Source organism: Methylocystis sp., from assembly GCF_050251305.1.
In the GTDB taxonomy this organism is placed as follows: domain Bacteria; phylum Pseudomonadota; class Alphaproteobacteria; order Rhizobiales; family Beijerinckiaceae; genus Methylocystis.
In genome coordinates this window covers 14,018-37,512 of record NZ_JBFWNB010000017.1, presented here as the reverse complement: position 1 = coordinate 37,512, position 23,495 = coordinate 14,018, and the positions used below count along the sequence as shown (strand labels likewise).

The 23,495-nt window shown below is 64.2% G+C and carries 24 protein-coding genes; 14 read left to right on the top strand and 10 right to left on the bottom strand.

The genetic code is table 11. The features are described from left to right. Nucleotides 1–79 precede the first annotated feature (79 nt). The 3 genes from rbfA to murI all read left to right on the top strand — a co-directional run bounded on the left by rbfA (nt 80) and on the right by murI (nt 2,596). A complete protein-coding gene (rbfA, locus tag AB7F41_RS08035) occupies nt 80–505 on the top strand; it encodes a 30S ribosome-binding factor RbfA (RefSeq protein ID WP_428383753.1) in 426 nt (141 codons plus the stop codon). Next, nucleotides 502–1,404 (top strand): tRNA pseudouridine(55) synthase TruB, encoded by a 903-nt coding sequence (gene truB / locus AB7F41_RS08030; RefSeq protein WP_428383751.1) that lies wholly within the window; start codon nt 502–504, stop codon nt 1,402–1,404. Before rbfA ends, truB begins: the two co-directional genes overlap by 4 nt. A gap of 370 nt (nt 1,405–1,774) precedes the next feature. Beyond that, complete coding sequence (gene murI, locus AB7F41_RS08025) at nt 1,775–2,596, top strand: glutamate racemase (RefSeq protein WP_428383749.1); 822 nt, start codon at nt 1,775–1,777, stop codon at nt 2,594–2,596. Nucleotides 2,597–2,655: 59 nt separating this feature from the next. Here murI and AB7F41_RS08020 read toward each other — a convergent pair whose 3' ends face one another. Further along, the gene (locus AB7F41_RS08020; RefSeq protein WP_428383747.1) at nt 2,656–3,816 is read right to left on the bottom strand and encodes a cytochrome-c peroxidase; all 1,161 of its coding nucleotides are present in this window, start codon (nt 3,814–3,816) and stop codon (nt 2,656–2,658) included. 474 nt (nt 3,817–4,290) lie between these two features. Here AB7F41_RS08020 and AB7F41_RS08015 point away from each other — a divergent pair, with 474 nt between their 5' ends. Together AB7F41_RS08015 and folE are read left to right on the top strand one after the other, a co-directional pair. After that, nucleotides 4,291–5,406: a hypothetical protein gene (locus AB7F41_RS08015; RefSeq protein ID WP_428383745.1), complete on the top strand. Its 1,116-nt coding sequence runs from the start codon at nt 4,291–4,293 to the stop codon at nt 5,404–5,406. Nucleotides 5,407–5,565: 159 nt separating this feature from the next. Continuing rightward, the gene (folE, locus tag AB7F41_RS08010) at nt 5,566–6,138 is read left to right on the top strand and encodes a GTP cyclohydrolase I FolE (protein WP_428383743.1); all 573 of its coding nucleotides are present in this window, start codon (nt 5,566–5,568) and stop codon (nt 6,136–6,138) included. Nucleotides 6,139–6,196: 58 nt separating this feature from the next. Here folE and AB7F41_RS08005 read toward each other — a convergent pair whose 3' ends face one another. Both AB7F41_RS08005 and leuB read right to left on the bottom strand, forming a co-directional pair. Beyond that, the gene (locus tag AB7F41_RS08005; protein WP_428383741.1) at nt 6,197–6,658 is read right to left on the bottom strand and encodes a hypothetical protein; all 462 of its coding nucleotides are present in this window, start codon (nt 6,656–6,658) and stop codon (nt 6,197–6,199) included. Nucleotides 6,659–6,670: 12 nt separating this feature from the next. Further along, on the bottom strand, nt 6,671–7,777 hold the full coding sequence (gene leuB, locus AB7F41_RS08000; RefSeq protein WP_428383739.1) for a 3-isopropylmalate dehydrogenase: 1,107 nt from the start codon (nt 7,775–7,777) through the stop codon (nt 6,671–6,673). 247 nt (nt 7,778–8,024) lie between these two features. Between leuB and AB7F41_RS07995 the strand changes: the two genes are divergently transcribed. The 4 genes from AB7F41_RS07995 (at nt 8,025) to AB7F41_RS07980 (ending at nt 12,176) form a co-directional block, all read left to right on the top strand. Continuing rightward, entirely contained in the window at nt 8,025–8,504 is a 480-nt protein-coding gene (locus tag AB7F41_RS07995) for a hypothetical protein (protein ID WP_428383737.1), read from the top strand. Nucleotides 8,505–8,671: 167 nt separating this feature from the next. Continuing rightward, the gene (gene secG / locus AB7F41_RS07990) at nt 8,672–9,577 is read left to right on the top strand and encodes a preprotein translocase subunit SecG (RefSeq protein ID WP_428383735.1); all 906 of its coding nucleotides are present in this window, start codon (nt 8,672–8,674) and stop codon (nt 9,575–9,577) included. A 107-nt stretch (nt 9,578–9,684) separates the two neighbouring features. Continuing rightward, complete coding sequence (locus tag AB7F41_RS07985) at nt 9,685–11,313, top strand: CTP synthase (RefSeq protein ID WP_428383733.1); 1,629 nt, start codon at nt 9,685–9,687, stop codon at nt 11,311–11,313. A gap of 110 nt (nt 11,314–11,423) precedes the next feature. Beyond that, nucleotides 11,424–12,176, top strand: coding sequence for a DUF5131 family protein (locus AB7F41_RS07980; RefSeq protein WP_428383731.1), 753 nt, complete (start codon nt 11,424–11,426; stop codon nt 12,174–12,176). On the opposite strand, the gene AB7F41_RS07975 is transcribed toward AB7F41_RS07980, so the two are convergent. The 3 genes from AB7F41_RS07975 to AB7F41_RS07965 all read right to left on the bottom strand — a co-directional run bounded on the left by AB7F41_RS07975 (nt 12,134) and on the right by AB7F41_RS07965 (nt 13,673). After that, a complete protein-coding gene (locus tag AB7F41_RS07975; RefSeq protein WP_428383729.1) occupies nt 12,134–13,033 on the bottom strand; it encodes a three-Cys-motif partner protein TcmP in 900 nt (299 codons plus the stop codon). The two genes, AB7F41_RS07980 and AB7F41_RS07975, sit on opposite strands and share 43 nt — an antisense overlap. 73 nt (nt 13,034–13,106) lie before the next feature. Then, complete coding sequence (locus AB7F41_RS07970; RefSeq protein ID WP_428383727.1) at nt 13,107–13,505, bottom strand: carboxymuconolactone decarboxylase family protein; 399 nt, start codon at nt 13,503–13,505, stop codon at nt 13,107–13,109. A 36-nt stretch (nt 13,506–13,541) separates the two neighbouring features. Then, entirely contained in the window at nt 13,542–13,673 is a 132-nt protein-coding gene (locus AB7F41_RS07965) for a hypothetical protein (protein ID WP_428383725.1), read from the bottom strand. Between the two features lie 337 nt (nt 13,674–14,010). Between AB7F41_RS07965 and AB7F41_RS07960 the strand changes: the two genes are divergently transcribed. The 5 genes from AB7F41_RS07960 (at nt 14,011) to AB7F41_RS07940 (ending at nt 17,992) form a co-directional block, all read left to right on the top strand. After that, nucleotides 14,011–14,310 (top strand): hypothetical protein, encoded by a 300-nt coding sequence (locus AB7F41_RS07960; RefSeq protein ID WP_428383723.1) that lies wholly within the window; start codon nt 14,011–14,013, stop codon nt 14,308–14,310. 199 nt (nt 14,311–14,509) lie between these two features. After that, nucleotides 14,510–14,959: a host attachment protein gene (locus AB7F41_RS07955; protein WP_428383721.1), complete on the top strand. Its 450-nt coding sequence runs from the start codon at nt 14,510–14,512 to the stop codon at nt 14,957–14,959. Nucleotides 14,960–15,197: 238 nt separating this feature from the next. Beyond that, on the top strand, nt 15,198–16,415 hold the full coding sequence (locus AB7F41_RS07950; protein WP_428383719.1) for an alpha/beta hydrolase: 1,218 nt from the start codon (nt 15,198–15,200) through the stop codon (nt 16,413–16,415). Between the two features lie 128 nt (nt 16,416–16,543). Next, entirely contained in the window at nt 16,544–17,440 is an 897-nt protein-coding gene (locus tag AB7F41_RS07945) for a hypothetical protein (RefSeq protein ID WP_428383717.1), read from the top strand. 102 nt (nt 17,441–17,542) lie between these two features. Next, nucleotides 17,543–17,992 (top strand): TspO/MBR family protein, encoded by a 450-nt coding sequence (locus tag AB7F41_RS07940; RefSeq protein ID WP_428383715.1) that lies wholly within the window; start codon nt 17,543–17,545, stop codon nt 17,990–17,992. On the opposite strand, the gene AB7F41_RS07935 is transcribed toward AB7F41_RS07940, so the two are convergent. The 4 genes from AB7F41_RS07935 to AB7F41_RS07920 all read right to left on the bottom strand — a co-directional run bounded on the left by AB7F41_RS07935 (nt 17,989) and on the right by AB7F41_RS07920 (nt 23,454). Continuing rightward, complete coding sequence (locus AB7F41_RS07935; RefSeq protein ID WP_428383713.1) at nt 17,989–19,203, bottom strand: alpha/beta hydrolase domain-containing protein; 1,215 nt, start codon at nt 19,201–19,203, stop codon at nt 17,989–17,991. The genes AB7F41_RS07940 and AB7F41_RS07935 overlap by 4 nt on opposite strands. Nucleotides 19,204–19,332: 129 nt before the next feature. Beyond that, complete coding sequence (locus AB7F41_RS07930) at nt 19,333–21,093, bottom strand: di-heme-cytochrome C peroxidase (RefSeq protein ID WP_428383711.1); 1,761 nt, start codon at nt 21,091–21,093, stop codon at nt 19,333–19,335. Nucleotides 21,094–21,223: 130 nt separating this feature from the next. Then, the gene (locus AB7F41_RS07925) at nt 21,224–21,772 is read right to left on the bottom strand and encodes an RBBP9/YdeN family alpha/beta hydrolase (RefSeq protein WP_428383709.1); all 549 of its coding nucleotides are present in this window, start codon (nt 21,770–21,772) and stop codon (nt 21,224–21,226) included. Beyond that, nucleotides 21,772–23,454 (bottom strand): lysine--tRNA ligase, encoded by a 1,683-nt coding sequence (locus AB7F41_RS07920; RefSeq protein WP_428383707.1) that lies wholly within the window; start codon nt 23,452–23,454, stop codon nt 21,772–21,774. The genes AB7F41_RS07925 and AB7F41_RS07920 overlap by 1 nt, the downstream gene beginning before the upstream one ends. Nucleotides 23,455–23,495 lie beyond the last annotated feature (41 nt).

The window sequence follows — 23,495 nt, the reverse complement described above, 5'->3', positions numbered from 1 at the left end:
TCATCGTTAAGCCTGATCCGCATCACGTCCGCCGCAAGCGCGGGCGGGATGCGTCGACGGCAGTCACCGAGTTTCGAATATGTCCAGAGCGCATCATTCGCACACCGGCGCGCCCTCCCAGCGCATGCTGAGGGTCGGCGAACTCGTCCGTCACGCCGTCGCCCAGTTGCTGGCGCGCGGCGAAATCAGCGACCCGGTGCTTGAACGCCACGTCGTCACCGTTTCGCGCGTGAAGATGAGCCCTGATCTCAAGCTCGCGACCATTTACGTGATGCCGCTCGGCGGCAAGGACGAACCAGAAGTGCTCGCCGCGCTCGATCGCCACAAGCGGTTCCTGCGCGGGGAGATTGCGCATGAGGTGAATTTGAAATTCGCGCCCGAGGTCCGCTTCCGCATCGACGACACATTCGACAATGTGTCGCGCATCGACGCGCTGCTCAGCTCCGATCATGTGAAACGCGATCTCGCCGGCGAGGACGCCGAGGAAGACGGCGTCGACGAATGAGCAAGAAAAGATCGAATCGCGCGGTCGTCGACGGCTGGATCGCGCTGGACAAGCCTGTGGGTCTGACGTCGACGCAGGCCGTGTCGCGCCTCAAGCGCGTTTATAACGCTCAAAAGGCGGGCCATGCGGGCACGCTCGATCCGCTTGCGTCCGGCATTCTTCCCGTGGCCTTCGGCGAAGCCACCAAAACGGTGCCTTTCGTTCAGGATGGCGAGAAGGCGTATCGATTCACGGTGCGCTGGGGCGCAGAGACCGACACGGACGATTCCGATGGGCGGATGACGCGGGAGAGCGCCGCGCGGCCGGAACGCGCCGCGATCGAAGCGTTGCTGCCGCAGTTCACGGGCGAGATTTTGCAGACGCCGCCTCAATTCTCGGCGATCAAGATCGCCGGCGAGCGGGCCTATGACATCGCCCGCGAGGGCGGGCAGGTGGAGCTGAAGCCGCGCGCGGTCAGGATCGACGCTTTGACGCTGATCGAGGCGTCTTGCGACGAGGCGACATTGACCATGGAATGCGGCAAGGGCGCCTATGTGCGGGCGCTGGCGCGCGATCTCGGCCGGATGCTGGGCTGCTTTGGCCATGTCACGGCGCTGAGACGCACCCGCGTCGGACCGTTCGTCGAGGAAGACGCTTATACGCTCGACGAGATCGAGACTCAGAACATGGCCGGAGAGGCGCTGCTCTCGGTCGAGGCCGGACTTGCCGAACTGCCCTGCGTCGTCGTCGATCGCGACACGGCGGCGCGGCTGCGGCGCGGCGGCTCGGTGATCCTGCGCGGCCGCGACGCGCCGCATGAGGGGGTCGTCTATGCGGCTTGCGGCGGCGTTCCGGTCGCGTTCGGCGAGATCGTCCAGGGCGCGCTCGCGCCGGCGCGCGTCTTCAATCTGCCGTTCTGACGCCGCGCGCGTTCGGCGCGCCCGGATCGACGTTTCAAGACAGATGTTTGTGGCCGGGACGGCGCGCGCTTAAGAGCTCCTCGAGAGGCGACCGCCCGGCGTTTTCGCGAAAGCGCGCCAGGTCCTCGATCGCGCGGCCTATCTCCGCGCGGTCGGGTCCAGCGTCAGGCGCATGCGAAATGCGGGTCCGGCGCCCGTCAAGTTCGTCGCCTTGGTCGGCCGTCAATGGTTCGGGCGGGCCGGGCTTCCCATCTTTTGACTTTTCCATCATGCGGCGATTTCGACTGGTTGGCAGATTCCCTCAAGCGCCAATCGACCGTTGATCTCGCGAGGGGAAGCTAGTCCTATGGGCTTCGAGATTCGACCGCGCATGACCCGTCGCCCCAAACTCCTCGTCTTCGACTCCGGCCTCGGCGGCCTCACGGTCTTTTCCGAGATCGTCAGGCTGCGGCCGCATGCGGAATATGTGTATTGCGCCGATGACGCCGGCTTCCCCTATGGATCCTGGAAGGAGCCGGAACTGATCGACCGCGTGATGAAGCTCATGGAGCGGCTGATCGCCGATCATGCGCCGGACATGGTCGTCATCGCCTGCAACACCGCGTCGACGATCGTTCTGCCCTATTTGCGCGTGCATTGGCCGGAGCTGCCCTTCGTCGGCACGGTGCCGGCCATAAAGCCGGCGGCCGAGCGCACACGGTCGAAGATGATCTCGGTGCTCGGCACGCCCGGCACAGTGGCGCGCGACTATACGCAAAACCTCATCGCGCAATTCGCCGGCCATTGTTCGGTGACTCTCGTCGGCTCGAAACGTTTGGCGAGGCTCGCCGAAAGCTTCATGCATGGCGAGAATGTCAGCGACGTCGACATCGCCGCCGAGATCGCGCCCTGCTTCAAGGAGGAGAGCGGCCGGCGCACCGACGCGGTCGTCCTCGCCTGCACGCATTATCCGTTGCTCGTCGCGGAATTCACACGGCTGGCGCCCTGGCCGGTGGAGTGGATCGACCCCGCGCCGGCGATCGCCCGGCGGGCGGATCATTTGCTGGCGGAGCGGTTCGGCGCCGATCCGGCGGGCGGCCAAAGCGCGGCCCGCCGCGCCATCTTCACGAGCGGCGCCTCGCCTTCCGCGCCGCTCGCGGCGGCGCTAGCGCGCTTCGGCCTCGAATGGTCGACGTTCGCCCCCAGCGCTTAGCGCGGTCCGCCGGGATCGCGCGCAAGAGGCGCGCCGCCTCTGCGCATCGCCGTCGCGCGCTAAGGTTTCGGGCGATCGGTCAATGTTTCGAGAAACGCGACGATCGCGTCGATATCCTTGTCCGACAGCCGCGGCTTTTCTCCGAGCTTGCGATCATAGGGCGCCTCGTCGACGTTGACGTTTTCATGCGCCGTGGCGGGCAGATCGTCGAATTTCAGCGGCTTGCCGCGCGCGCCTTTCGGATACCAGCGGCCGGGATCGGTGTCGCGCGTCGCGTAGAAGGCGACGACGTCGCGCAGCTTGTCGAAAACGCCATTGTGCAGATAAGGGCCGGTGACGGCGATGTTGCGCAGGGTCGGCACTTTGAAGGCGCCGCAGACGCTGTCGACCTTGAAGTCCGGCGGCGCCGCTTCAGCGAGTCCCGCGCGCGCGCACAGGCCGAGGTCCGGCGGCGCGCCAGGCGTCGCGGCGCTCGGAATCGCCCTGTTCTTGGGGCCGCCGAGCGCGTCATAGGTGAAATCGGTAAAGAGCCAATCCTGCGGATTGCGCGAGTCTTCCTTGCCGGCGTGGCAGGCGAGGCAGTTGCCTTTCTTCGGGTCCTTGAAAAGTTCGAAGCCTTTCTTCTCCAGCGCCGTCAACTGCGTTTTGCCGCGCAGATAATCGTCGAATTTGGAGGCGAAGGGATGGAAGCGCGGGGTCGCCTCGAAGGCGACGATGGCTTGCGCGAGCTTCTCGAACGCCGCGTCCGCATCATCGAAAACCTTCGCGCCATAGACCTGACGGACAAGGTCGGCGTAGGCGCCGTCGCGCACTGCGTCGACGACGAAGCGCTTCGATGGCGCGTTCATTTCCTGCGGATCGAACATCGGCCCTTCGATCTGGGCGAGAAGATCGCGCGCGCGGCCGTCGAAAAACTGTCCGCCGGCCGGAATCTTTTCGATCTTGCCGGTTTCTTCGTCCGTGTCGTCGATGAAGCCGAAGGGCGGCGCGAAGGACGCATACATGATCGACGGCGTGTTGCGTTTGCCGAGCGAGGTCGGCGTCGAGCCGCGCGCGAGGGCGGGCACGCTCGACCCGTTATTGCCCTGGAACGCCGTGTTCGAGTCGTGGCAGGAGGCGCAGGAGACGCCGGCCGGACGCGACAGGCTCGCATCCTCGAAGACGCGTTTGCCGAGCAGCTCCAGCGGCGTCAGATCGCGCTCGTCCGCCGCGGTCGGCATGGGAGCGGGCTTGGACGCCGGCATGGGAACCGACTTGAGAGCCGACTTGAGAGCCGACTTGGGAGAGTCCGGCTTCGGTGGGACGGGCTCGGCGCAGAGCTGCGGTCCGAGCATTGCGAAGACAGCGCAAAGCGCCGCACGGCGCGCCTTGCGCAGGCTGGAAAGGATCACTTGAATCAGCCCGCTGGAGAGGAAGGAAGTCTTGAAACTTTAGAAATCGCGCGGCGCCCAGGTCAATTTCGTTAATCTGGATTGCTTCCAGCATAGGTGCGAACGAACGCCGCATATGCGCCCCAGCGCCCGCGCGCCGCTGCGTAAATCACATTTAATTAACTGATATCAAAAGTATTTCATGCTCAGAAACCTTTCCGGCGCACTACAGCCACATTTTAACGTTTCTCTGAAACCGAACGGTGTGACTGCGCGCGACTCGTCGAGGAGTTCCTGGCGCGTGGCCAATGAAAGGGTTCTGGCATGGTCGATATCGGCGACGATAAGGAGCTGATGGCTGAATTTGCCGAGTTTAAAGAGTTGCTGCGTCGAGACCTCGGGCACGTCCCCGCGCCGCCCGCTGCGGCGTCTCACGACGATTATCCGCATGCGTCGGGACCGATCGACCCGAGTCTTTCTCCTCAGGCGCCGCGCGCCGACGAGTCCTGGGGCGCGCTGCATGCGACGGAAGACGAATTCTATGACGGGCCTGAAGAGGAGCGCGAAGGCGGGCGGCGCGCTCTGTTCTTTGTGGCCGCGGCGATCGTCGTCACGGGGCTTGCCGCCCTGACATGGGTGATGGGCCCTTGGAGCGCGATGGATCCGGAAGAGGATCCGGCGCTGGCGACGGCGGCGCCTCTCGCCGATCCGGAGGCCGCCGCGCCCGTGATCAACAGCGCGGCGACGGCGCCGCAGTCCGCCGAAGCGCCCGCGCCCGAGGAAAGCGCTCAGGCGCCGGCGGCCGGCGAGGCCGAATCTTCCGCGCCGGCGGCGGCTGCGGCGGTCGACTCTGCGCCTGCCGCCGAGGACGCCCAATCCGCGACGGCGCCGAACGACTCCGACGCCGCCGCGATGGCGTCGCCGACCGAGCCGACTCCCGTTCCGTCGTTGGGCGCGTCCATTCCTGTTCCGGCCGGCGCCGCCGCGCCGCAACTTGCGCCTCTCCCCATGACGGCGACCGCGCCGCCGCCGGCGCCGATGGATCCCGCTCCGGCGGCCTCGACGCCCGCGGCCGCCGCGCCGCTGCGCGCCGCCCGCGCGGAACCGGCGCCCGCGCCCCTGGCGGCGGTTCCTCCGAGATCCGCTGCGCTCGAGCCGCCACAGGCGGCGGCCCCCGCCGCGCCTGTCGAGCCGCCCGACGCCGCTGAAACGATCGAAAAGCCGAAGCCGGCGCCGCGCGCCAAGGCCGCGAAACCGCGCAGGCCGGCAAGGTCGACGGCCAGCCGCTCGCGACCCGTCGAAACGCCGGTCGCCGCCGCGGCCCCCGAGCCTGCGCCGATCGCGCCGCCGCCGCCTCCGCCTGCGGGCGACGGGCCGTTTGGCTTCGTCAAGCGGTCGGTGAACGCGGTCGGATCGGCCATCGGCGGCCTCGTTCGCTGATCCAACGCACCGCTAATGGAAACGCCGGCGCCTGCGCGCCGGCGTTTTCTTTTTGGCGAATGGCGCGGCTGTGGCCTTTGCCAAACGCTCGAGCCTGTGACTTTATCCAAGTCAAACGGGCGGCGCGCGCCGCTTCGAGGATCATGGAGAGTTGAAGGCATGGCCAAACCTACCCAAGCTGACGCAGAGGCGGCCGTGCGGGTTCTCATTGAATGGGCGGGCGACGATCCCAATCGCGAGGGTCTGATCGACACGCCGGAACGGGTGGCGCGCTCCTACCGCGAGCTCTTCTCCGGCTATGACGTCGATCCGCGCGACTATCTCAAGCGCACTTTCGACGAGGTCGGCGGCTATGACGAACTCGTCGTGCTCAAGGACATTCGCGTCGTCAGTTTCTGCGAGCATCATCTGCTGCCGGTGACCGGCCGCGCCCATGTCGGCTATTTGCCGAGCAACCGCGTGGTCGGAATCTCAAAGCTCGCGCGCGTGGTGCACGGTTTCGCCCGCCGGCTGCAGATTCAGGAAAAGCTCACCGCCGAGATCGCCGAGGCGATCCAGGACATTCTGGAGCCGCAAGGCGTCGGCGTCGTCATCGAGGCGGAGCACAGCTGCATGACCTTGCGCGGCGTCAACACGACCGGCTCGCTGCTGACGACGAGCCGCCTGCTCGGCGTCATCCGCGACGACCCGCGCACCCGCGACGAATTCCTCGGCATGGTGCACGGGAAGTAAAGCGCCGAGTTCTTAAGTCAGCATCTCAATCCGCAAAGTATGGTATTAATGCCTCCCATCACTTACCGCTAACGACTATGGAAATTTCTGCTTTGTGTGAGACAAGGGATGAAAACAACATATTCTCCTCTCCAGCATGAGAGCTCACAAAGAAACTTGCATAACCATTGGAAGCTATCTCATCTAATCCCGAAAATGGACTGAATGTATCCATGCCGATAACAGTGTTGTTTAAAGTAACGTTAGTTCTGCAAAGCGAATATTTTTTTGAGAATGTAGTTATTGCTTCTAGCGTGGATCGTGAGAAGAATATATCGAAAGCAACCATTGGCCGCCCTTCCACAATACGGCCATTTTTGTCGTAAAGACCCCCGCGGGGTATTTCAACTATTTTTGTATATTCTATCGTCAATGCCGTTCCAATGGGGCATTCGGCGGCGTGAACGAGAGAGCTGCCCCACAGAAAAATCGTCGTGAAAATCATGACGTTTTTTGGAGGTGGTGGCAGTTGTGTTGGCATTCGATTTTCTCATCACAGTGTTTTCTTCAGCTCCCCGACAATCGCGTCGCCCATCTCGCTGGTTGAGACGGTCGACGGCGCGTCGCCCTTGATGTCCGCCGTGCGCAATCCCTTAGCCAGCACGCTGGCGATCGCCGCGTCGATGGCGTCGGCGGCTTTCGGCAGATCGAAACTGTAGCGCAGCGCCATGCCGAGCGAGCCGATCATGGCGATCGGATTGGCGATTCCCTTGCCGGCGATGTCGGGCGCGGAGCCGTGGCAGGGCTCATACATGGCGTGGCGCTTGCCCTTTTCATCCGCTGCGCCGAGCGAGGCCGACGGCAGCATGCCGAGCGAGCCGGTCAGCATGGCGGCCTCGTCCGACAGCATGTCGCCGAAGAGATTGTCGGTGACGACGACGTCGAACTGCTTGGGCCAGCGCACGAGCTGCATGGCGAGCGCGTCGGCGAGCATATGTTCGAGCGTGACGTCGGCATATTCGCGCTTGTGCAGCGCCGTGATCACCTCGCGCCACAGATAGCCGGACTTCATCACATTCGACTTCTCGGAAGAGGTCACCCTGTTGCTGCGCTTGCGCGCGAGTTCGAAGGCGACCCGGCCGATGCGCTCGATCTCGTAGGTTTCGTAGACCTGCGTGTCGACGGCGCGTTTCTGGCCATTGCCGAGTTCGGTGATTTCCTTCGGCTCGCCGAAATAGACGCCGCCCGTCAGTTCGCGCACGATCATGATGTCGAGGCCGTCGACGATCTCGCGCTTCAGGGAGGAGGCGTCGGCAAGCGCCGGATAGCAGATCGCGGGGCGCAGATTGGCGAACAGCCCCAGATCCTTGCGCAACCGCAAGAGGCCGGCTTCCGGCCGCACGTCATACGGCACGCCGTCCCATTTCGGGCCGCCGACGGCGGCGAGCAGCACGGCGTCGGCCTCATGCGCGCGCTTCATATCCGCTTCGCTGATGGCCTGCTGATGCGCGTCATACGCCGCGCCGCCAACGAGCCCCCGCTCGATTTCGAAGCGCGCGACGCCCGCCTCGTTCAAGAGCGCGAGCACTTTTTCAGCCTCGGCGGAAATTTCCGGACCGATGCCGTCGCCCGGCAGGAGCAAGAGCTTGTAGGCGGCCATGAATCCCTCTTCGTCGACGTGGAAACTCGCGCCGTCAATAGAGCGCGCCGCCAGACGACGCAACCGCGCGCAATCCGCTTTCGTCGTGCGACAATTCGCCCGCCACTCTATGCTTGCCGCGGCGCGCTTAGCCGTGCAGCTTGAAAAATGTCAAACGCAAGGGGGCTTCGCGCGAGACGCGTCAAACAACGAACGACGTCAGCGGGAAGCGATGCGCAGTCGTTCTGCGCAGTTGGGAGACGCAAAGATGAAGAGCTACAAAACCGTCCTGCATATCATGGCGCTTGGTCTGTTCGGCGTCCTCGCCGGCGCGGCGCCCGCAAAGGCCTTCTGCCTCATCAACTGCGAGCCCAAGCCCGACGACGCGAAGAAGGTCTTCGACAATCTCATCAAGAAGCGGTTCGACAAGGACGCGGTGATCGAGGATTTCAAGGTCACGCGCTTCTGGCCGCTCGACGTCGAAGGCGCCGGTCACGCCGGCTATGAGTTTTACTACACCGCGAAAGTGCGCTTCCCGAACGGCGCCAATCTCGAATGCAAGCCCGACGGCGGCGCGCCGAAGCCCGGCTGCTCCGACAACACGAGCTATTATTCGACGACGATCCAGAACCAGATGATCAAGGACAAGCAATATATCGAGCCGGGGAAGGTCATCGAGTTCAACGACGAGACCCGCTTCGACGAGGAAGGCTCGAAGTGGAAGGGCCAGGACGGCAATTTTTATTGAGCGCTCCGCGCCGCTCAGGATTGCGAGCCGCCAGGCTCGCGATTCCGCGCTTAGGCGGCTGATCACATAGTCTTTCGCCCCTTCCTTGCGCGCGTCGCTTGGTGTAGAAGGCGCCCAACGGAGTGCGCGCGCTCGAGCACGGCTCAGGCGCGTCTGGAAGGGTTCACATGCAGCAGGTCATTATCGCGATCCACCTCATGGTGGTGACGGCGCTCGTCATTCTCGTGCTTTACCAAAAGTCGGAGGGCGGCGCGCTCGGCATGGGCGGCAGCGGCGTCTTCACCGGCCGCGGTCAGGCCAATGCGCTCACCCGCGCCACGAGCATTCTCGCGACAATGTTCTTCATCACCAGCATCGCGCTCACCGTGCTGCCCGCCTGGGAGCGGCGCGGCGAAGGCGACGACTGGACCAAGGCGCTCGATCCGGGATCGATTCAGATCAAGGAAATTCCGAAGACCGAAGGCAAAGACGGGCAGGCCGCGCCGGACAAGGCGCCCGAGCCCGACAAGGACACGATCTTCGACCAGCTCCAGCGCGCGCAGCAGAAGCGTCAGCAGCAGAGCGCGCCCGCAGCAGGCGCGCCGCCGGCGGCCACGCCGCCCGCCGCGGCCACGCCGTCCGCCACGCCCCAGCCGCCCGCGCCAGCGGCGCCGCCGGCCGTGACGACTCCGCCCGCCGCGCCGACTCCGCCAGCCGCCGAGGCGCCGGCCCAGCAGCCCGCCGCCACGCCGACTCTGCAGGCGCCGGCCGCGGAACCAGCGCCGTCCGTAACGCCGCCGGCGGCTGAGGCGCCGAAGCCGGATGCGCCCAAGACTGACGCGCCGAAGCCCGACGCGTCTAAGACCGAGGGCTTGAAGTGGGAGGCGCCGAAGACGGAGGCTCCCGCCGCCGCGCCGGAATCGAAGCCCGTCGAGTCGAAGCCGGCCGAATCGGCCAAGCCCGCCGTCCCGGAGGCGACGCCTGCGGCCCCGCAGGCCAAGCCGGAAGCAAAGCCGGCTGAGCCGGAAACAAAGTCCGCTGAACCGGAAACCAAGGCCGCGCCGTCGGTGATCTGGAAAGCTCCCACTCAGTAAGTCGGACGTCAAATCATCCATCCGATGAATTCGGCTGGGGGCGACGGCCCCCGGCCCAATAAAATTCGCTATCAGAATCGCTGGAAAGGCGTTAGGCGTTAAGCCCCATGGCGCGGTACATCTTCATCACCGGCGGCGTGGTCTCCTCACTTGGCAAGGGCTTGGCGTCGGCGGTTCTCGGCGCGCTTTTGCAGGCGCGCGGCTACACGGTCCGCTTACGGAAGCTCGACCCCTATCTCAATATCGATCCGGGCACGATGTCGCCCTATCAGCACGGCGAGGTCTTCGTCACCGACGACGGCGCCGAGACCGATCTCGACCTCGGACATTATGAGCGCTTCACCGGGCGGCCCGCCTCGAAGCAGGACAATGTCACCACCGGCCGCATCTATCAGGACATCATCAACAAGGAGCGGCGCGGCGATTATCTCGGCGCGACGATCCAGGTCATTCCGCATGTCACCAACGCCATCAAGGAGTTCATCCTCGAGGGCAATGAGGACGTCGATTTCGCGCTGATCGAAATCGGCGGCACGGTCGGCGACATCGAGGGCCTGCCGTTCTTCGAAGCGATTCGCCAGATCAAGAACGATCTGCCGCCGCATCACTGCATCTATATCCATCTCACGCTGCTGCCGTTCATTCCCAGCGCAGGCGAATTGAAGACGAAGCCCACGCAGCATTCGGTGAAGGAGCTGCGCTCGATCGGCATTCAGCCCGACATTCTGCTCTGCCGCACCGATCGCGAGATCCCGCGCGAGGAGCGCCGCAAGCTCGGTCTCTTCTGCAATGTGCGCGAACAGGCGGTGATCGAGGCGCGCGACGCCTCCAACATCTATGACGTGCCGCGCGCCTATCACGCCGCGGGGCTCGACGCGCAGGTGCTCGCCGCCTTCGGGATCGAGCCTGCGCCCAAGCCCGACATGAGCCGCTGGAACGCCGTGACCCAGCGCATCAATAATCCGGAAGGCGAAGTCACCATCGCCGTCGTCGGCAAATACACCGAGATGAAGGACGCCTATAAGAGCCTCATCGAGGCCCTGGCGCATGGCGGTCTCGCGAACCGGGTGAAGGTCAATCTCGACTGGATCGAGTCGGAGATTTTCGAAAGCGCCGATCCGGCCGCGCATCTCGAACATGTGCACGGCATTCTCGTGCCGGGCGGTTTCGGCCAGCGCGGCGCCGAAGGCAAGATTCTCGCGGCGCGTTTCGCGCGCGAGCGCGGCGTGCCCTATTTCGGCATCTGTTTCGGCATGCAGATGGCGGTGATCGAGGCCGCGCGCGCGCTTGCTGGAATCGAAAAGGCGAATTCGACCGAGTTCGGCCCCTGCGCGGAGCCGATCGTCGGCCTGATGACCGAATGGCTCAAGGGCAATGAACTGGAGCAGCGCGCGGCGGGCGGCGACATGGGCGGCACCATGCGTCTTGGCGCCTATCCCGCGCTGTTGAAGCCGGGGTCGCGCATCGCCGAGATTTACGGCGCGACGGAAATCTCCGAGCGCCACCGCCATCGTTACGAAGTGAATTTCGCCTATCGCGACCGGCTGGAGGAATGCGGGCTGCTGTTCGCCGGCTCGTCGCCCGACGGGCTGTTGCCGGAGACGGTGGAGATTCCCGGCCACCCCTGGTTCGTCGGCGTGCAATATCACCCGGAACTGAAGTCGCGCCCCTTCGAGCCGCACCCGCTCTTTGCGAGTTTCATCGCCGCGGCGAAGGCGCAGAGTAGGCTGGTGTGAGGGCAAGTTGGTTTTTGCCAAGTGTCGCGAAATCGTGTATGGAACAAAATATGAACATTAGACATTGATTTACCGGGTTCCTAGCATATCAACCGCTAGGAGTTGCGGATATGGCTGAGACTTCAATCGAATGGACTGACGCGACCTGGAATCCAGTGGCCGGCTGTTCAGTCCTCAGCGCAGGGTGCACTAACTGTTATGCAATGCGCATGGCAGCGCGGCTAAATGCAATGGGCATCGAGAAATACCACGATCTTACGCGAAGGAGCGGAGGTCGAAGTGTTTGGACCGGCAAGATTTATCTCGACGAGCAAGCGCTTTTGAGCCCGTTAGGTTGGAAGCGCCCGCGCACGATATTTGTGAATTCTATGTCAGACCTATTTCACGAGCATGTACCCCTCGAGTTCATTGAACGCGTATGGTCCGTTATGGCGCGCACCCCTCAACACACCTATCAGATTTTAACCAAACGCCCGGCAAGAATGAAGGCTGTTCTCTCGTCGGCCAACACTCCCAAGCTAAGCAATGTTTGGTTGGGCACGTCGGTCGAGAACTCGAAGGTTTTGTCCCGATTGGACGATCTAAGGGAAACTCCCGCGGCGATCCGTTTCGTCTCTTTCGAACCACTCATTGGCTCGGTAGCCAACGCGAACTTGGATCAAATTCATTGGGCTATTGTTGGGGGAGAATCTGGTCCGCGTGCGCGCTCAATGAAAATTGAATGGCTGGATGAAATCCATCAGCTTTGCCAGGACTACGGCGTCGCTTTCTTTTTTAAGCAATGGGGTGGCAAGAACAAGAAGGCGGCGGGTCGATCCTATCAGGGGCGCGTATGGGACGACCGCCCTACCTTGAGCATGTGACCTGCGATTTTTGTTGCTAGTCCAATGGCTTTGGGGTCTGGATTTGCGATTGCGAAAAACAAGGCAAACATAGGTGCGCCCTGCTTTGTATGTAACCGGAGCGGAGACAACACTTTTGGAAATATCGTTTCGAGGCGCTTTCGAACGAAGCTCTCGATCTTATCCACATCAGCAGTCCGCTGATGCTGCTCGTCAACAGTTCCAAATAGATCCGTCGTATCTGAGCGCTCGTACCATTTGCTTTCCCACTCGGAAGTCCCAAGCATTCTTGTGATGGCCGCGCGTTTTCCAGCGTCCATGGCTGTCCAATCCAGGGTTGCTTGTCGAAAGAGACCAGAGAGCGAAACCAAGTACCAGACATCGATTGCTCTCGTCGAGCTGATTGCTTCCAGTATCTCCCAAGGAACGCTCATTCCATAAGGGTCCAGAAACATCACGGCCCTGGTTGACTCCCAATTTCTTCGTCCAAGCAAAGTCGCCAGCTCCTTCTCAGCGACGCCCTTCCTTACCTGAATGTCGCGACGCGGATGCATGTCGCGCAGTAACTCTAGCGCGGCGCAGTGCTTAGGATTTCTCTCAATAAAAACGATGCGATCGAACGGCGGTTCAATATCAATTGCTATTGTAGCAGATCCGCGATGACGTTCGATCCGTTCTGGAGTAGCTGGGTCAAAGAGAGTTCCATCGTGCGCGTCGAGCCTCTCGGTGCGCTCTCCGGTGCCTGCGAACGCGTCGATGTACCAAAGCTCGCGAAAGTATGGCCTAAGGGCTGTTGTGAATGCTCGCAAGTACCCTTCAACCACTGCCAATTTGAGATCTGTCGAAACGCCACCAAATTCATGTTCTGCAATTGACATGTTAGAGCCTCAAAATTCAATCCAATTCAATATCTCTAATTCCGCGACAAGCGGAGCGATGACTAGGAACTGCTCACCCCGCCTCATACTCCTCGTCGATCGGCACGCCGAGCGCCGTGACGAGACGGTTGGTCTCCGACGCCATGCCGACAATCGCCAGCAGTTCGCGATATTCCTCTTCGCTCATGCCCTTCGCGCGGGCGCTCGCGGTGTGCGAATGGATGCAATAGGGACAGGCGTGGGCGATCGAGACGGCGATGTAGAGCATCTCCTTCACTTTCGGCTCCAGCGCGCCCGGCCCCATCACCTGCTTCAGACTCTCCCAGGTGCGCTTCAAGGTCACGGGATCATGCGCGAGCGCGCGCCAGAAATTATTCACGAAGTCGCTTTTGCGCGTCGCGCGAATGTCGGCGAAGACGGCCCGAGCCTCGGGCGAGAGTTCTTCGTCGGAGAGCAGTCGAACCGTGGCCATGATCTCTATCGTCTGCGCGCGTAACCGCGGTCGGCATCATTTGTTGGGGGCGGCCGGCGCAGCGGGCCAGCTGCGCGGCCCCGGATTGAAATGATAATTCACCCCGCACCCGGAGAGCGCCAGAGTGATCGCGAGAAGCACCATCGAAGCGGCCAGCGGCGTTCGCATCTTTTCAACTCCCAGCGCCTGATGGTCTCTTTTGTCAGAAAACGCTCATGGGCGCGCCTCAAATCGCCCGCCTTTCCGCCTGCCGGCGTTGGCGCGCAATTTGCGTCCGCGCGATTAGCGCGCATGACAAGGAGAGAAATCTTGGGAGGCAAGCGCGCAACCCCGTTCGCGAAGTTTTCTGCCTAAATTCAAGGCGGTGCGCTGATTTGACCTTGCCGCGCCCGATTGACGCGCGACATGCTGCAGCGCACAATCTTCGCCATGAACCTGCGCTATGCGTTCGACCGATGGGGCGTGCGTCCGTCGAAAGCATCAGCGCGGCGCCAAGGAGGTCACGATGGAAGCGGTCAAACAATGGTTTCAGGATTGGTCTGACGCCTGCGAATACGCCAATGAATGCGCGCCCGATTTTTCCTTCCTGTCGTCTTTCGCTTTGGGCGAACCCTATACGGCGCTGCTGAGCATCGCCGCCGTCGGCTGGCTGATCTGGGCGCTGAACGAGCGCGCGATCAGGCGCCACGCCGCGCGTCTCCGGGCTGCGGCGGCGCATGCCGGCGACGGCGCGCTCGACGCCGCGCTGCAGGAGATGAAGCGCGCGTCCGACGCGGGCGAGAAGGAAGAAAAGCTCGCCGCATGACGCCCCCCACGGGCGCCATTTGAACCCGACCGACGGCGCGCTACCTCCGTCATCAGGGGGGAGCGCGAACGGTCGGCCAGCCTTGTGATCGATCTCTCGCGACGATAGGAGAGTCTGCGTTTGCCGCGCCGGCGAACGCGTGCGGCGTCGTCTGACGCCGCACATGTCGTAAAGAAGAAGATTGAAGGCGAGGGATGTCATGAGCGAAGTTTCCGTCGGCAACGGCGCCTGGGTTCTGGTCGGAGACGGCCGTCGGGCGCTTTTCTTTCAAAACCATGGCGACGCCGACCTCCTCGATCTGCGCGTCGTCGAGACGCGTATCGACGAAAATCCGCCGACCCATGAGCAGGGCTCGGACAAGCCCGGCCGCAGCTTCAACTCCTTCTCCCCGGGCCGCAGCGCCATGCAGAATGTCGACTGGCATGAGCTGGAGGAGGAGCGCTTCGCCCGCGCTATGGCCGACCGCATCAATCGGGCGGCGGAATCGGGCGAATTGAATGCGATCGTCATCGTCGCGCCGCCGAAGGCGCTCGGCGAAATCCGCAAGGAGCTGTCGCAGAAGGCGCATGGCAAGGTCGTCGGCGAACTCGCCAAGGACCTGACGCGGCATCCCTTGAAGGAGATCGAAAAGGCGCTGACCCGGGCCTGAAAGGCAGGGGAAGGCGCTCGGCCTTCCCCTGCGCAGTCGGAGACGTTCGTCCCAGCCCCGCCTCCGACGCCCGGCTTCTTGCGCGAGCATCCCAATAATGACGCATTCCCCCCGAGAATTCAGTGCGATTGCGCACAGCGTGGGGGAACGTCGCATTTGAGCCGTAAAGATGGAGGACGGAGCGTGGTTGGCGTCGCCTTTGCGGCGACGCGCAGGAACAGTTGAGAGCACGGGGCGTATGGGGCGCGGGTGGATCGGGCTGGTGGCGCTTCTGGCGCTTGCGTTCAGCGCTTGCGCGAGCCGTCCGCATGGCACGCTCGTGCCGACGCATCAGCGCGTCCCCGGCGCGAGCGTCGTCGACCTTCTGGTCATCACCAACAGAGAGCCGGATGTGGCGGAGCCCGGCGCGATGTTTTCCGGCGAACGCGGGCGCGGCGTGAGTTTCGCCAATATTGCGGTCTCGATCCCGCCCGACGCCAATCGCGTGATCGGCGACGTGCAATGGCCGCAGGCGCCGACGCCCGATCCCGCGACCCAATTCACCACGCTGCACGCCGAGGTGCTCAGCAAGGAGCAGGCGCTGACCGCCTTCAACGCTCGCATCCGCAAGACGCCAAGGAAACAGGTTCTCCTCTTCGTCCATGGCTTCAACACGCGGTTCGAGGAGGCGGTCTACCGTTTTGCGCAGATCGTCCACGACTCGGAGGCCGACGTCACGCCGGTTCTGTTCACCTGGCCGTCCCGCGGCCGGCTGCTGCAATATGGCTATGATCATGAAAGCGCGAGCTATTCTCGCGACGCTTTGGAAAGCGTGCTGCAGGCGCTGCAGCGCGACCGTGAGGTCGGCGAGATCGCGATCCTGGCGCATTCGATGGGCAATTGGGTGACGCTCGAAGCGCTGCGCCAGATGGCGATCCGCAACGGCCAGATCGGATCGAAGATCCAGAATGTCATGCTCGCCGCGCCGGACGTCGATTTCGACGTGTTTCGGCGACAGATCGGCGCGATCGGCGTTCGGCCTTCGGTGTTCACCTTGTTCGCTTCGCGCGACGACGACGCGCTCGCCGCCTCCCGCCGCTTCTGGGGCAATACGCGGCTGGGCGCCGTCGATCCGCACGCGCCGCCCTACCAGGAAGTCCTCGACCGGGAACGCGTGAAGGTCGTCGATCTGACGGGCATCGCCACCAACGATCCTTTGGAGCACAGCAAATTCGCCTCCTCTCCCGAGGTGGTGCGCTCGATCGGCGCCAGGCTGGCGCAGGGTCAGCCGCTCAGGGACGGCCATGCGGGCGTCGGCGATCAGCTCGGGCTGGCGACGGCCGGCGCGGTTTCGGCGGTCGGCGGCGTCGCCGGCGCGGCGGTCGCCGCGCCCTTCGCCATCGTCGATCCGGCGACGCGCGAGAATCTGGGCGAGCACCTGCACGCCGTCGGCAAAAACCTCGATCCACAATATTAACCGCTGTGGATCAGACTGTTGAACGGCTTCTATTTTGGAGGGCTGTTGCCGCAATGTCACAGCGCGCGAAGCTGAAGCCCGCTAGGGTGAAAGGCTCGCGACGATCACCGCACGGGACTTCAATCGACATGTCATTCAAGCGTCAGCTGCTCGCCATTCTGGCGGTCGCCTTCGCTACGTCTTCAGCGCGCGCCGAACATCCGTCGTGGTGGAAGCCGCCGCTGACCGATAATCCTGGCCCCAAGCGCGCCGTCGACGGCGTCAACGGCAAGCTCGAAGGCTTTGGCGGCGGGTCCGACTGGCTCGGCTTTGCGCGCTTGAACAACGCCTCCGCCGGCGGCATGGGGTCGATCACCGCCCCGATCGGCAATCGGTTCGGATATCAGATCGACGCGATTGCGGCGGCGCATCGCGGCTTCTTCGTGAGCGGCGGCGCCGGCCACGCCTTCTGGCGCGATCCGAACGTCGGCCTCATCGGCGGTTATGGCGCGATCGCCCATGACAAGCGTCTCGACGACACGCGCTTCCGCGTCGGCGCCGAGGGCGCCTATTACTACGGGCCGTTCGCCCTCTCCAGCATCGCCGGCTATGAGGAGAGTGCGGGCCATTTCTTCACCCCGCTGGGCTATGGGCCTGGATATCTCGCCTACCAGTGGCAGCCGCGGCGCGGGCGCTTCTTCGACATGTTCGATATCAGCGTCTATCCGACCTACAACGTCAAAATCTCTGTCGGCCATCGTTACGTCGGCGGGCGGCACGCGGCGGCGGTCAGCGGCGAGGCGCTCATCTGGAACCTCGGGAATTCCGCGATCACGGGCTTTATCGAAAGCCGCGTGGGCGAGAATGACTACAAGGCGGTCTGGGGCGGCATTCGCATCTATCTCGGCGAGACCGACAAGACCCTCATCAGCCGCCACCGAGAAGACGATCTGCCCAACTGGATGAAAGACGACATGTTCTCATCCCAGAACAGCGTCCGCGCCGGCGCGACGCCGGTCTTCTACCGGATCCCGCAACAGCCGTAAGCCGCCGCGCTGCGCCCGTTGCGCGGAACGACGCAGCCTGAAAGAGCAAGGAGCGGTTCGACGCCTTCTGCGCAGCAATCGTCACGGCTTATCTCCGCCGTCGTGGCGGCGGGGCCGGTCCTCGCCGCCGCGCTGCTCGGCAGTTTCGCGACGACGCCGAACATCGCGCCCTGGTACGACGCGCTCGCCAAACCGCCGCTGACACCGCCGAATTGGGCGTTCGGCCCGGCCTGGACGACGCTTTACGTGCTGATGGCCTGCGGCTTCTACCGTATTCTCCGGCTTGCGCCGGCGACCCCCGGACGGCGCGCCGCGATCCTGGTCTTTTGCGCGCAACTCGTCCTGAACGCCGCCTGGTCGTTCGCCTTCTTCGGGGCGCGCAGCCCGCTCTTCGGACTCGTCGTCATTGCGCCGCTGGAGGCGCTGGTCATTGCGACGACGTTCCTTTTCCACCGGCTCGATCGAGCCGCGGGATACGCCCTGGCGCCGACCGCGTTCTGGGTCGCCTTCGCGACCTATCTGAACGCGGGAATTTTCGTCCTCAATTCCTAAAACGGCGCCGTTCTCGCCGCCGCCACATAGGCGTCGGCGTCCTTCTGCAACAGCAGCCGCTTCTGGACGAGCTTGTCGGCGATCACGCGCATCGTCGCGACGAAATAGGCGCGCGACCCGTAGCGCTCGACGAGCGCCGGACGCGGATCGGCGGTCTTGTCGCGATCGGCCTTCGTCGCCGCGAAGGGGATTGCAGAACCGGCGACGCAGGGCGGCCCTTTTTTGTTTTTTTGCGCGTTGAAGCCCGTGAAGGTCGCAATCGGCAACGCGAGATCGGGCGTGCGCAGGCCGGGGACGTCATTGCCGTCGGCGTCGATCTTTGGAACCCGGCGCGCGCCCTCCGGCGCGGCCGGCAACGCCGGAGTTTTCAGCCATTTCAGATCCTGCGCCGGCGTCAGATCGCCATCGAGCGGCGCGCGCGAGGCTGGCGGCGCGACGCCCTTCGCCGTCCATTCGTCGAGCGCGACGAAGAGCGCCCGAAGCGGCGGCGCGATCGCGCGCGCGTTGACGGGCGCGACGCAATTTGTCGCCGTGGTCGACCCGACGACGCCAGCGAGATAGAAGCGCCGCCCATTGGCCGCCGCGTCCTTTGTGAATTCGACGCGCGGCTTCTCGCGCCAATAGGCGTCGGCGCCCCAGGTGGCGATGAATCGGGTCGGGACGGCGGGCTCTCGACTGGCGTCGTGGATCAACAGCCCGTCGAAGGCCGGAGCCGCGTCCGACATGATGTCCGCGTCGGCGCCGTCGGCGCGGCCAAGAATCCGCTTCATCTTGAGCGGCCCCCGAAGATATACGAGTATATCCGCCATCGCGGGCGCTCTGGCTTTATCGGGCAGCTTGCCGAAGTCGAGCGTCAGCGTCCCGATGCCGCGCTCGAGCGCCAGCGGCCGCACATCGTCGCGCGGCTGCGTCTCGATCAGAACGGACGTCGCGCCGCCGCTCGGCGGCTTGGCGGGCTTCGCCAGCGTTCCTGCGAGGTCATAAGACGCGCCATCGAGCTTCACGCTTGCGGTCACCGCCTCGTTTCCCCCATCCGGCCGCGTCTCGAATTTCAGCAGTTCCGCGCGCGCTGCGCCGGCGAAGGTCAGCGCCGCCATGAGCGCGAGGCGTTTCGCGCGCCGCGCGCCGCGCGTCGTCCTCTTCGACCCAATGAGCGATTTTCCGAAGATCGGCGAGAAAGCCTCGCCACGCTTGGCGTTTGTCCGACTCATCTTGCAAGCGTAGCAGAGGAGGGATGAACGGTCGCCGATAGCGCGTGCGGGCGGCGTCCTGTTCAGCGCGTTCGGTAAGCGACATGGCCGAAGCGTCGGGAACGGCGACGATCCGTCCCCGACGGCCGATCAGAGCGTCTTCAGATATTCGAGCAGCGCCCGCTTGTCCGACTCGCTCAGCGTGGTGCCGTAGTCGTGGCCGCAATGGCTGACGCCCGAGCCCCGGTTGCAATCCGTCTTCATCAGGAACGTCGACTTCGGCTGCTCCACGGCGAGGCCGACAGCGGAAATGTCATAGGCCGGGCCGATCTTGAAATCGCTGACGCGCGCCTGCGGCGGCTTCAGGAGTTCGGCGAGCGACGGGGCCGAGGCGTTGTGCAGATAGGGCGCCGCCGCCCAGACGCCTTCGAGAACCCGGGCTTCATATTTGATCTTGCCCTCGGTTTCCGGCGCGCGGCGGCAGGCCCAGCGTCCGGCGCCGGGCGTGCCGGGAATCTTGTAGACGCCCTTCAACTCTTCGACCAAAGGCCGAAGAAGCGCGAGCGTCACGTCGGCCTTTTGCCGCTCGACGGAATTCACCGTCACCGGAATGAAATGTTGCAGGATTGCGCCGCGCACAGCGGTGGCCAGCACTGAGACCGGCGCGTCTTTGCTGGCGAGCGGCTCCGAGACGAAGGGAATCGAGGCTCCGGTCAGCGCGCCGGCGTCGACCTTCCAGTCCGGCGCGAAATATTGATATTCGCGCGCGTCGGTGCCGACGTCCTGCACGGGCGTGCACCAAGTGTCCGGATTGAGCAGACGCGGCTGCCCTCGGTCGATCCCGTGGCAATCGGCGCAGCCGCCTTCTTCATAGGGGCGCTCATAGACGAGCCGGCCTTGCGCCGCGAGCTTCGCATCCACGGGCCACGGCCATTTCGGCGGCCCGATCCGCTCGACCAGCCGCTCCAATTCGATCAGCCCTTTGAAGTCGACCGAATTGGATTTGACGTAGTTGAAGCCCAGAAGATGGCTGGTGTCCTTCTCCGGGAAGAACTCGCCGAAGACGCCATAGACCTGTCCGACGTTTCTCGCCATGGCGAGAATGCGGTCGCCATTGTCGGCGAATCCCGGCCATTGCGTATGATCCTGGCGCGGCGCGTTCCACAGGAACGGCGGCCGCACCGGCGCATCGGCCTTTCGCATGTTGCCCGGGATGATATGCGTCGGCCCCCGACCGACGTCGAGGCCGGCGACGCGATTGAGGATCATCCCGACGGCGTCGATGCGTCCGGCGCCCCACGGCTTGTCCTTGGGCAGGCCCGCCTCGGTGATGGCGTGGTGGCGCCCGTACCAGAGATCGACCTCGGCGCGCAGCTTGATTTCCTTTTGCGGATCATAGCCGGCGCCGAGAACGGCCTTGGCGAACGCCGAAAAGGCCGCCTTGTCGGCGACGACCTTGCCCATCGCCGCGTCGAGATCGGCCCAGAGCGCGCCCATATCGGCGAGCGCCGGCCCGCCGTCGATGCGATAGGCTTTGCCCTCGACCTCGATCTGCCGCGTATGGCATGCGGCGCAGGTCGGTCCCAGGACGCCGTCGGCGACGACGAAGCCGACCGGAAGCCCCGGCGTCGGACTCGCGGGATTGGGCAGGTAGCCGTAGCGCGCGAAACCATCCGCAAGGAAAGGCTGGCCGTCGGCCTGTTTGAGCGCCTTGATCCAGTCCCAGGGAATGAGGCGCGAGCCCTGGCTCGTCGCGTAAAAGTCGCTCCAGGCCTTCTCGTCCCAGGGGCCGGCGCCCGGAATGGAGGACGGCTGTTCGACCCGTTCCAGCGCCATCGACGCAGATGCGCCCATCGCCAGTATGACAGCCGTACGCGCGGCGGCGCGGAGGAAAATTTTTGTGATGTCCATCTCAATTCTTCTCAATGAACCGTCGTTGCAAAACGCAATGACCCCGATGCAAAAACGCTTGGGAACAGCGCGTTGTGGCAACGTCGGCGATCGTCAGTAGCGTGTCAATACTCCGAACAGATGACGCGCGTTAGAGTTTCGCCATGAATTTCGCGAAGACGAGCGAGCCTTCCGGCCATGGCCCGTGGCCGCTGTCGACGTTGATATGGCCGGCCGCGCCGGCGTCGATGAACTCAGCGCCGATGTCCTGCGCGAGATGGCGCGCAAAGAGCGGATCCGCATAGGGATCGTCGCTGCTGCCGACCATCGCCGCGGGGAAGGGAAGCTGCGCGCGCGGAATCGGCAGGAAGCCGGAATCGACCGATGGCAGTTCCCGAATCACCGCTTCCGAGGGCGGCGCGACGAGAAAGGCGCCGGCGATCTTGTCGCCGACGCGCTGCGCCGCATGCAGCGTGGCGATGACGCCGAGCGAATGCGCGACGATCACGACCGGTCGCGCGCTGGCGAGAACCTCTCGCGCGATCGTTTCTTCCCACTCGGCGCGAATCGGCTTTTCGAAGTCGCGTTGCGCCACCCGTCTGGCCGTCGAGAGTTTCGCCTGCCAGCGGCTTTGCCAATGTTCGGGGCCGGAATCGCTCCAGCCCGACACGATGAGGATGTCGGCTTCGGCGACGCGCATCAGGCCGTTTCGCGCGCGAACGCGCCGCTGAGCGCGTCCCCGATCAGCTTGCGCGTCTCGGCCACGCCATAGAGCGCGATGAAGGAGCCGAAGCGCGGCCCCTTCTTCTCGCCGAGCAGCACTTCGTAGAGCATGTTGAAGAAGTCGTTGGAGACGCCGGGGCGCTCCGGCGTCGCGCCCTTCGCGTTGAAGTCCTGATAGCGCGGCGCGGCGCGGGCGACATCGTAAAGCGCTGTCTGGATCTCTTCGCCGCTGGCGTGCTCCATGCCGGCGAGCGCCGCGTCGATGTTCTGCAGGACCTCGCGCTCGACGTCGTCCGCGGCGCGATAGCTTTTCGCCGGCTTCACGAAGTGGCGGAAATAGGCGACGGCGTAGCCCACGAGCTTGTCGAGGCGGGGATGATTCTGCGGCGTCACTGAGGGCGCGTAGCGGCGCAGGAAGCCCCAGAGCACGGCCGGATCTTCGGCGTTGGCGACGGCGGCGAGGTTGAGCAGCATCGAGAAGGAGACGCTGGTTCCCTTCGCCTCGCCTTCATGCTCCAGCGTCTCCGCCGGGGGCGGGTCGCCGGCGTGGATGTGCCACACAGGATTGCCGAGGCGGTTCTTCCAGTCCTGGCGCGGATAGGCGTCGAGAAAATTCAGATAGTCGTCGACGGCGCGCGGGATCACGTCGAAATAGAGCCGCTTCGCCGCGGTCGGCTTCTGATACATGAACTGCGCGAGGCTCTCGGGGCTGGCGTAGGTCAGCCATTCCTCGATGGTCAGGCCGTTGCCCTTCGACTTCGAAATCTTCTGGCCCCTCTCATCGAGGAAGAGCTCATAGTTGAAGCCTTCCGGCGGGCGGCCGCCGAGCGCGCGCACGATCGCACCGGACAGCTTCACCGAGTCGATGAGATCCTTGCCCGCCATTTCGTAATCGACGCCGAGCGCATACCAGCGCATCGCCCAGTCCGGCTTCCATTGCAGCTTGCAATGGCCGCCGGTGACGGGCGTTACGAATTTCTCGCCCGTATCGGGATCGCTCCAGGAGATCGTTCCGGCTTCCGCGTCGTAAGCGTCGAGCGGCACCTGCATGACGATGCCGGTCTTCGGATGGACGGGCAGGAAGGGCGAATAGGTTGCGGCGCGCTCCTCGCGAAAGCTCGGCAGCATGATCTTCATCACCGCGTCGTAGCGGGCGAGCATGTGCTTCAAGGCGGCGTCGAAGCGGCCGCTCTTGTAATAGTCGGTCGCTGAGGCGAATTCATATTCGAAGCCGAAGGCGTCGAGAAAGGCGCGCAGCCGCGCATTGTTATGCGCGCCGAAACTCGGATGCGTGCCGAAAGGGTCCGGCACCTGCGTTAGCGGCTTGCCGAGATTGGCCGCGACAAGCTCCTTGTTCGGGATGTTGTCGGGGACCTTACGCAGCCCGTCCATGTCGTCGGAGAAGGCGAGGAGGCGCGTCGCGATCTTCCCCTCGGTCAGGACCTCGAACGCGCGGCGCACCATGCTGGTGCGCGCGACCTCGCCGAAAGTGCCGATATGCGGCAGGCCGGACGGACCGTAGCCGGTCTCGAACAGCACGTGCGTCTGGCCGCTGGCTTCGACCCGCTTCACGAGTTTTCGCGCCTCTTCGAACGGCCAGGCGGGCGAGACGCGCGCGGCTGCGACGAGTTCGGGCGACAACAGGAGCGGTGCGGACATGGGATGCGAACTGGCCAATCTGGAATGGGGAGGCGCGCACA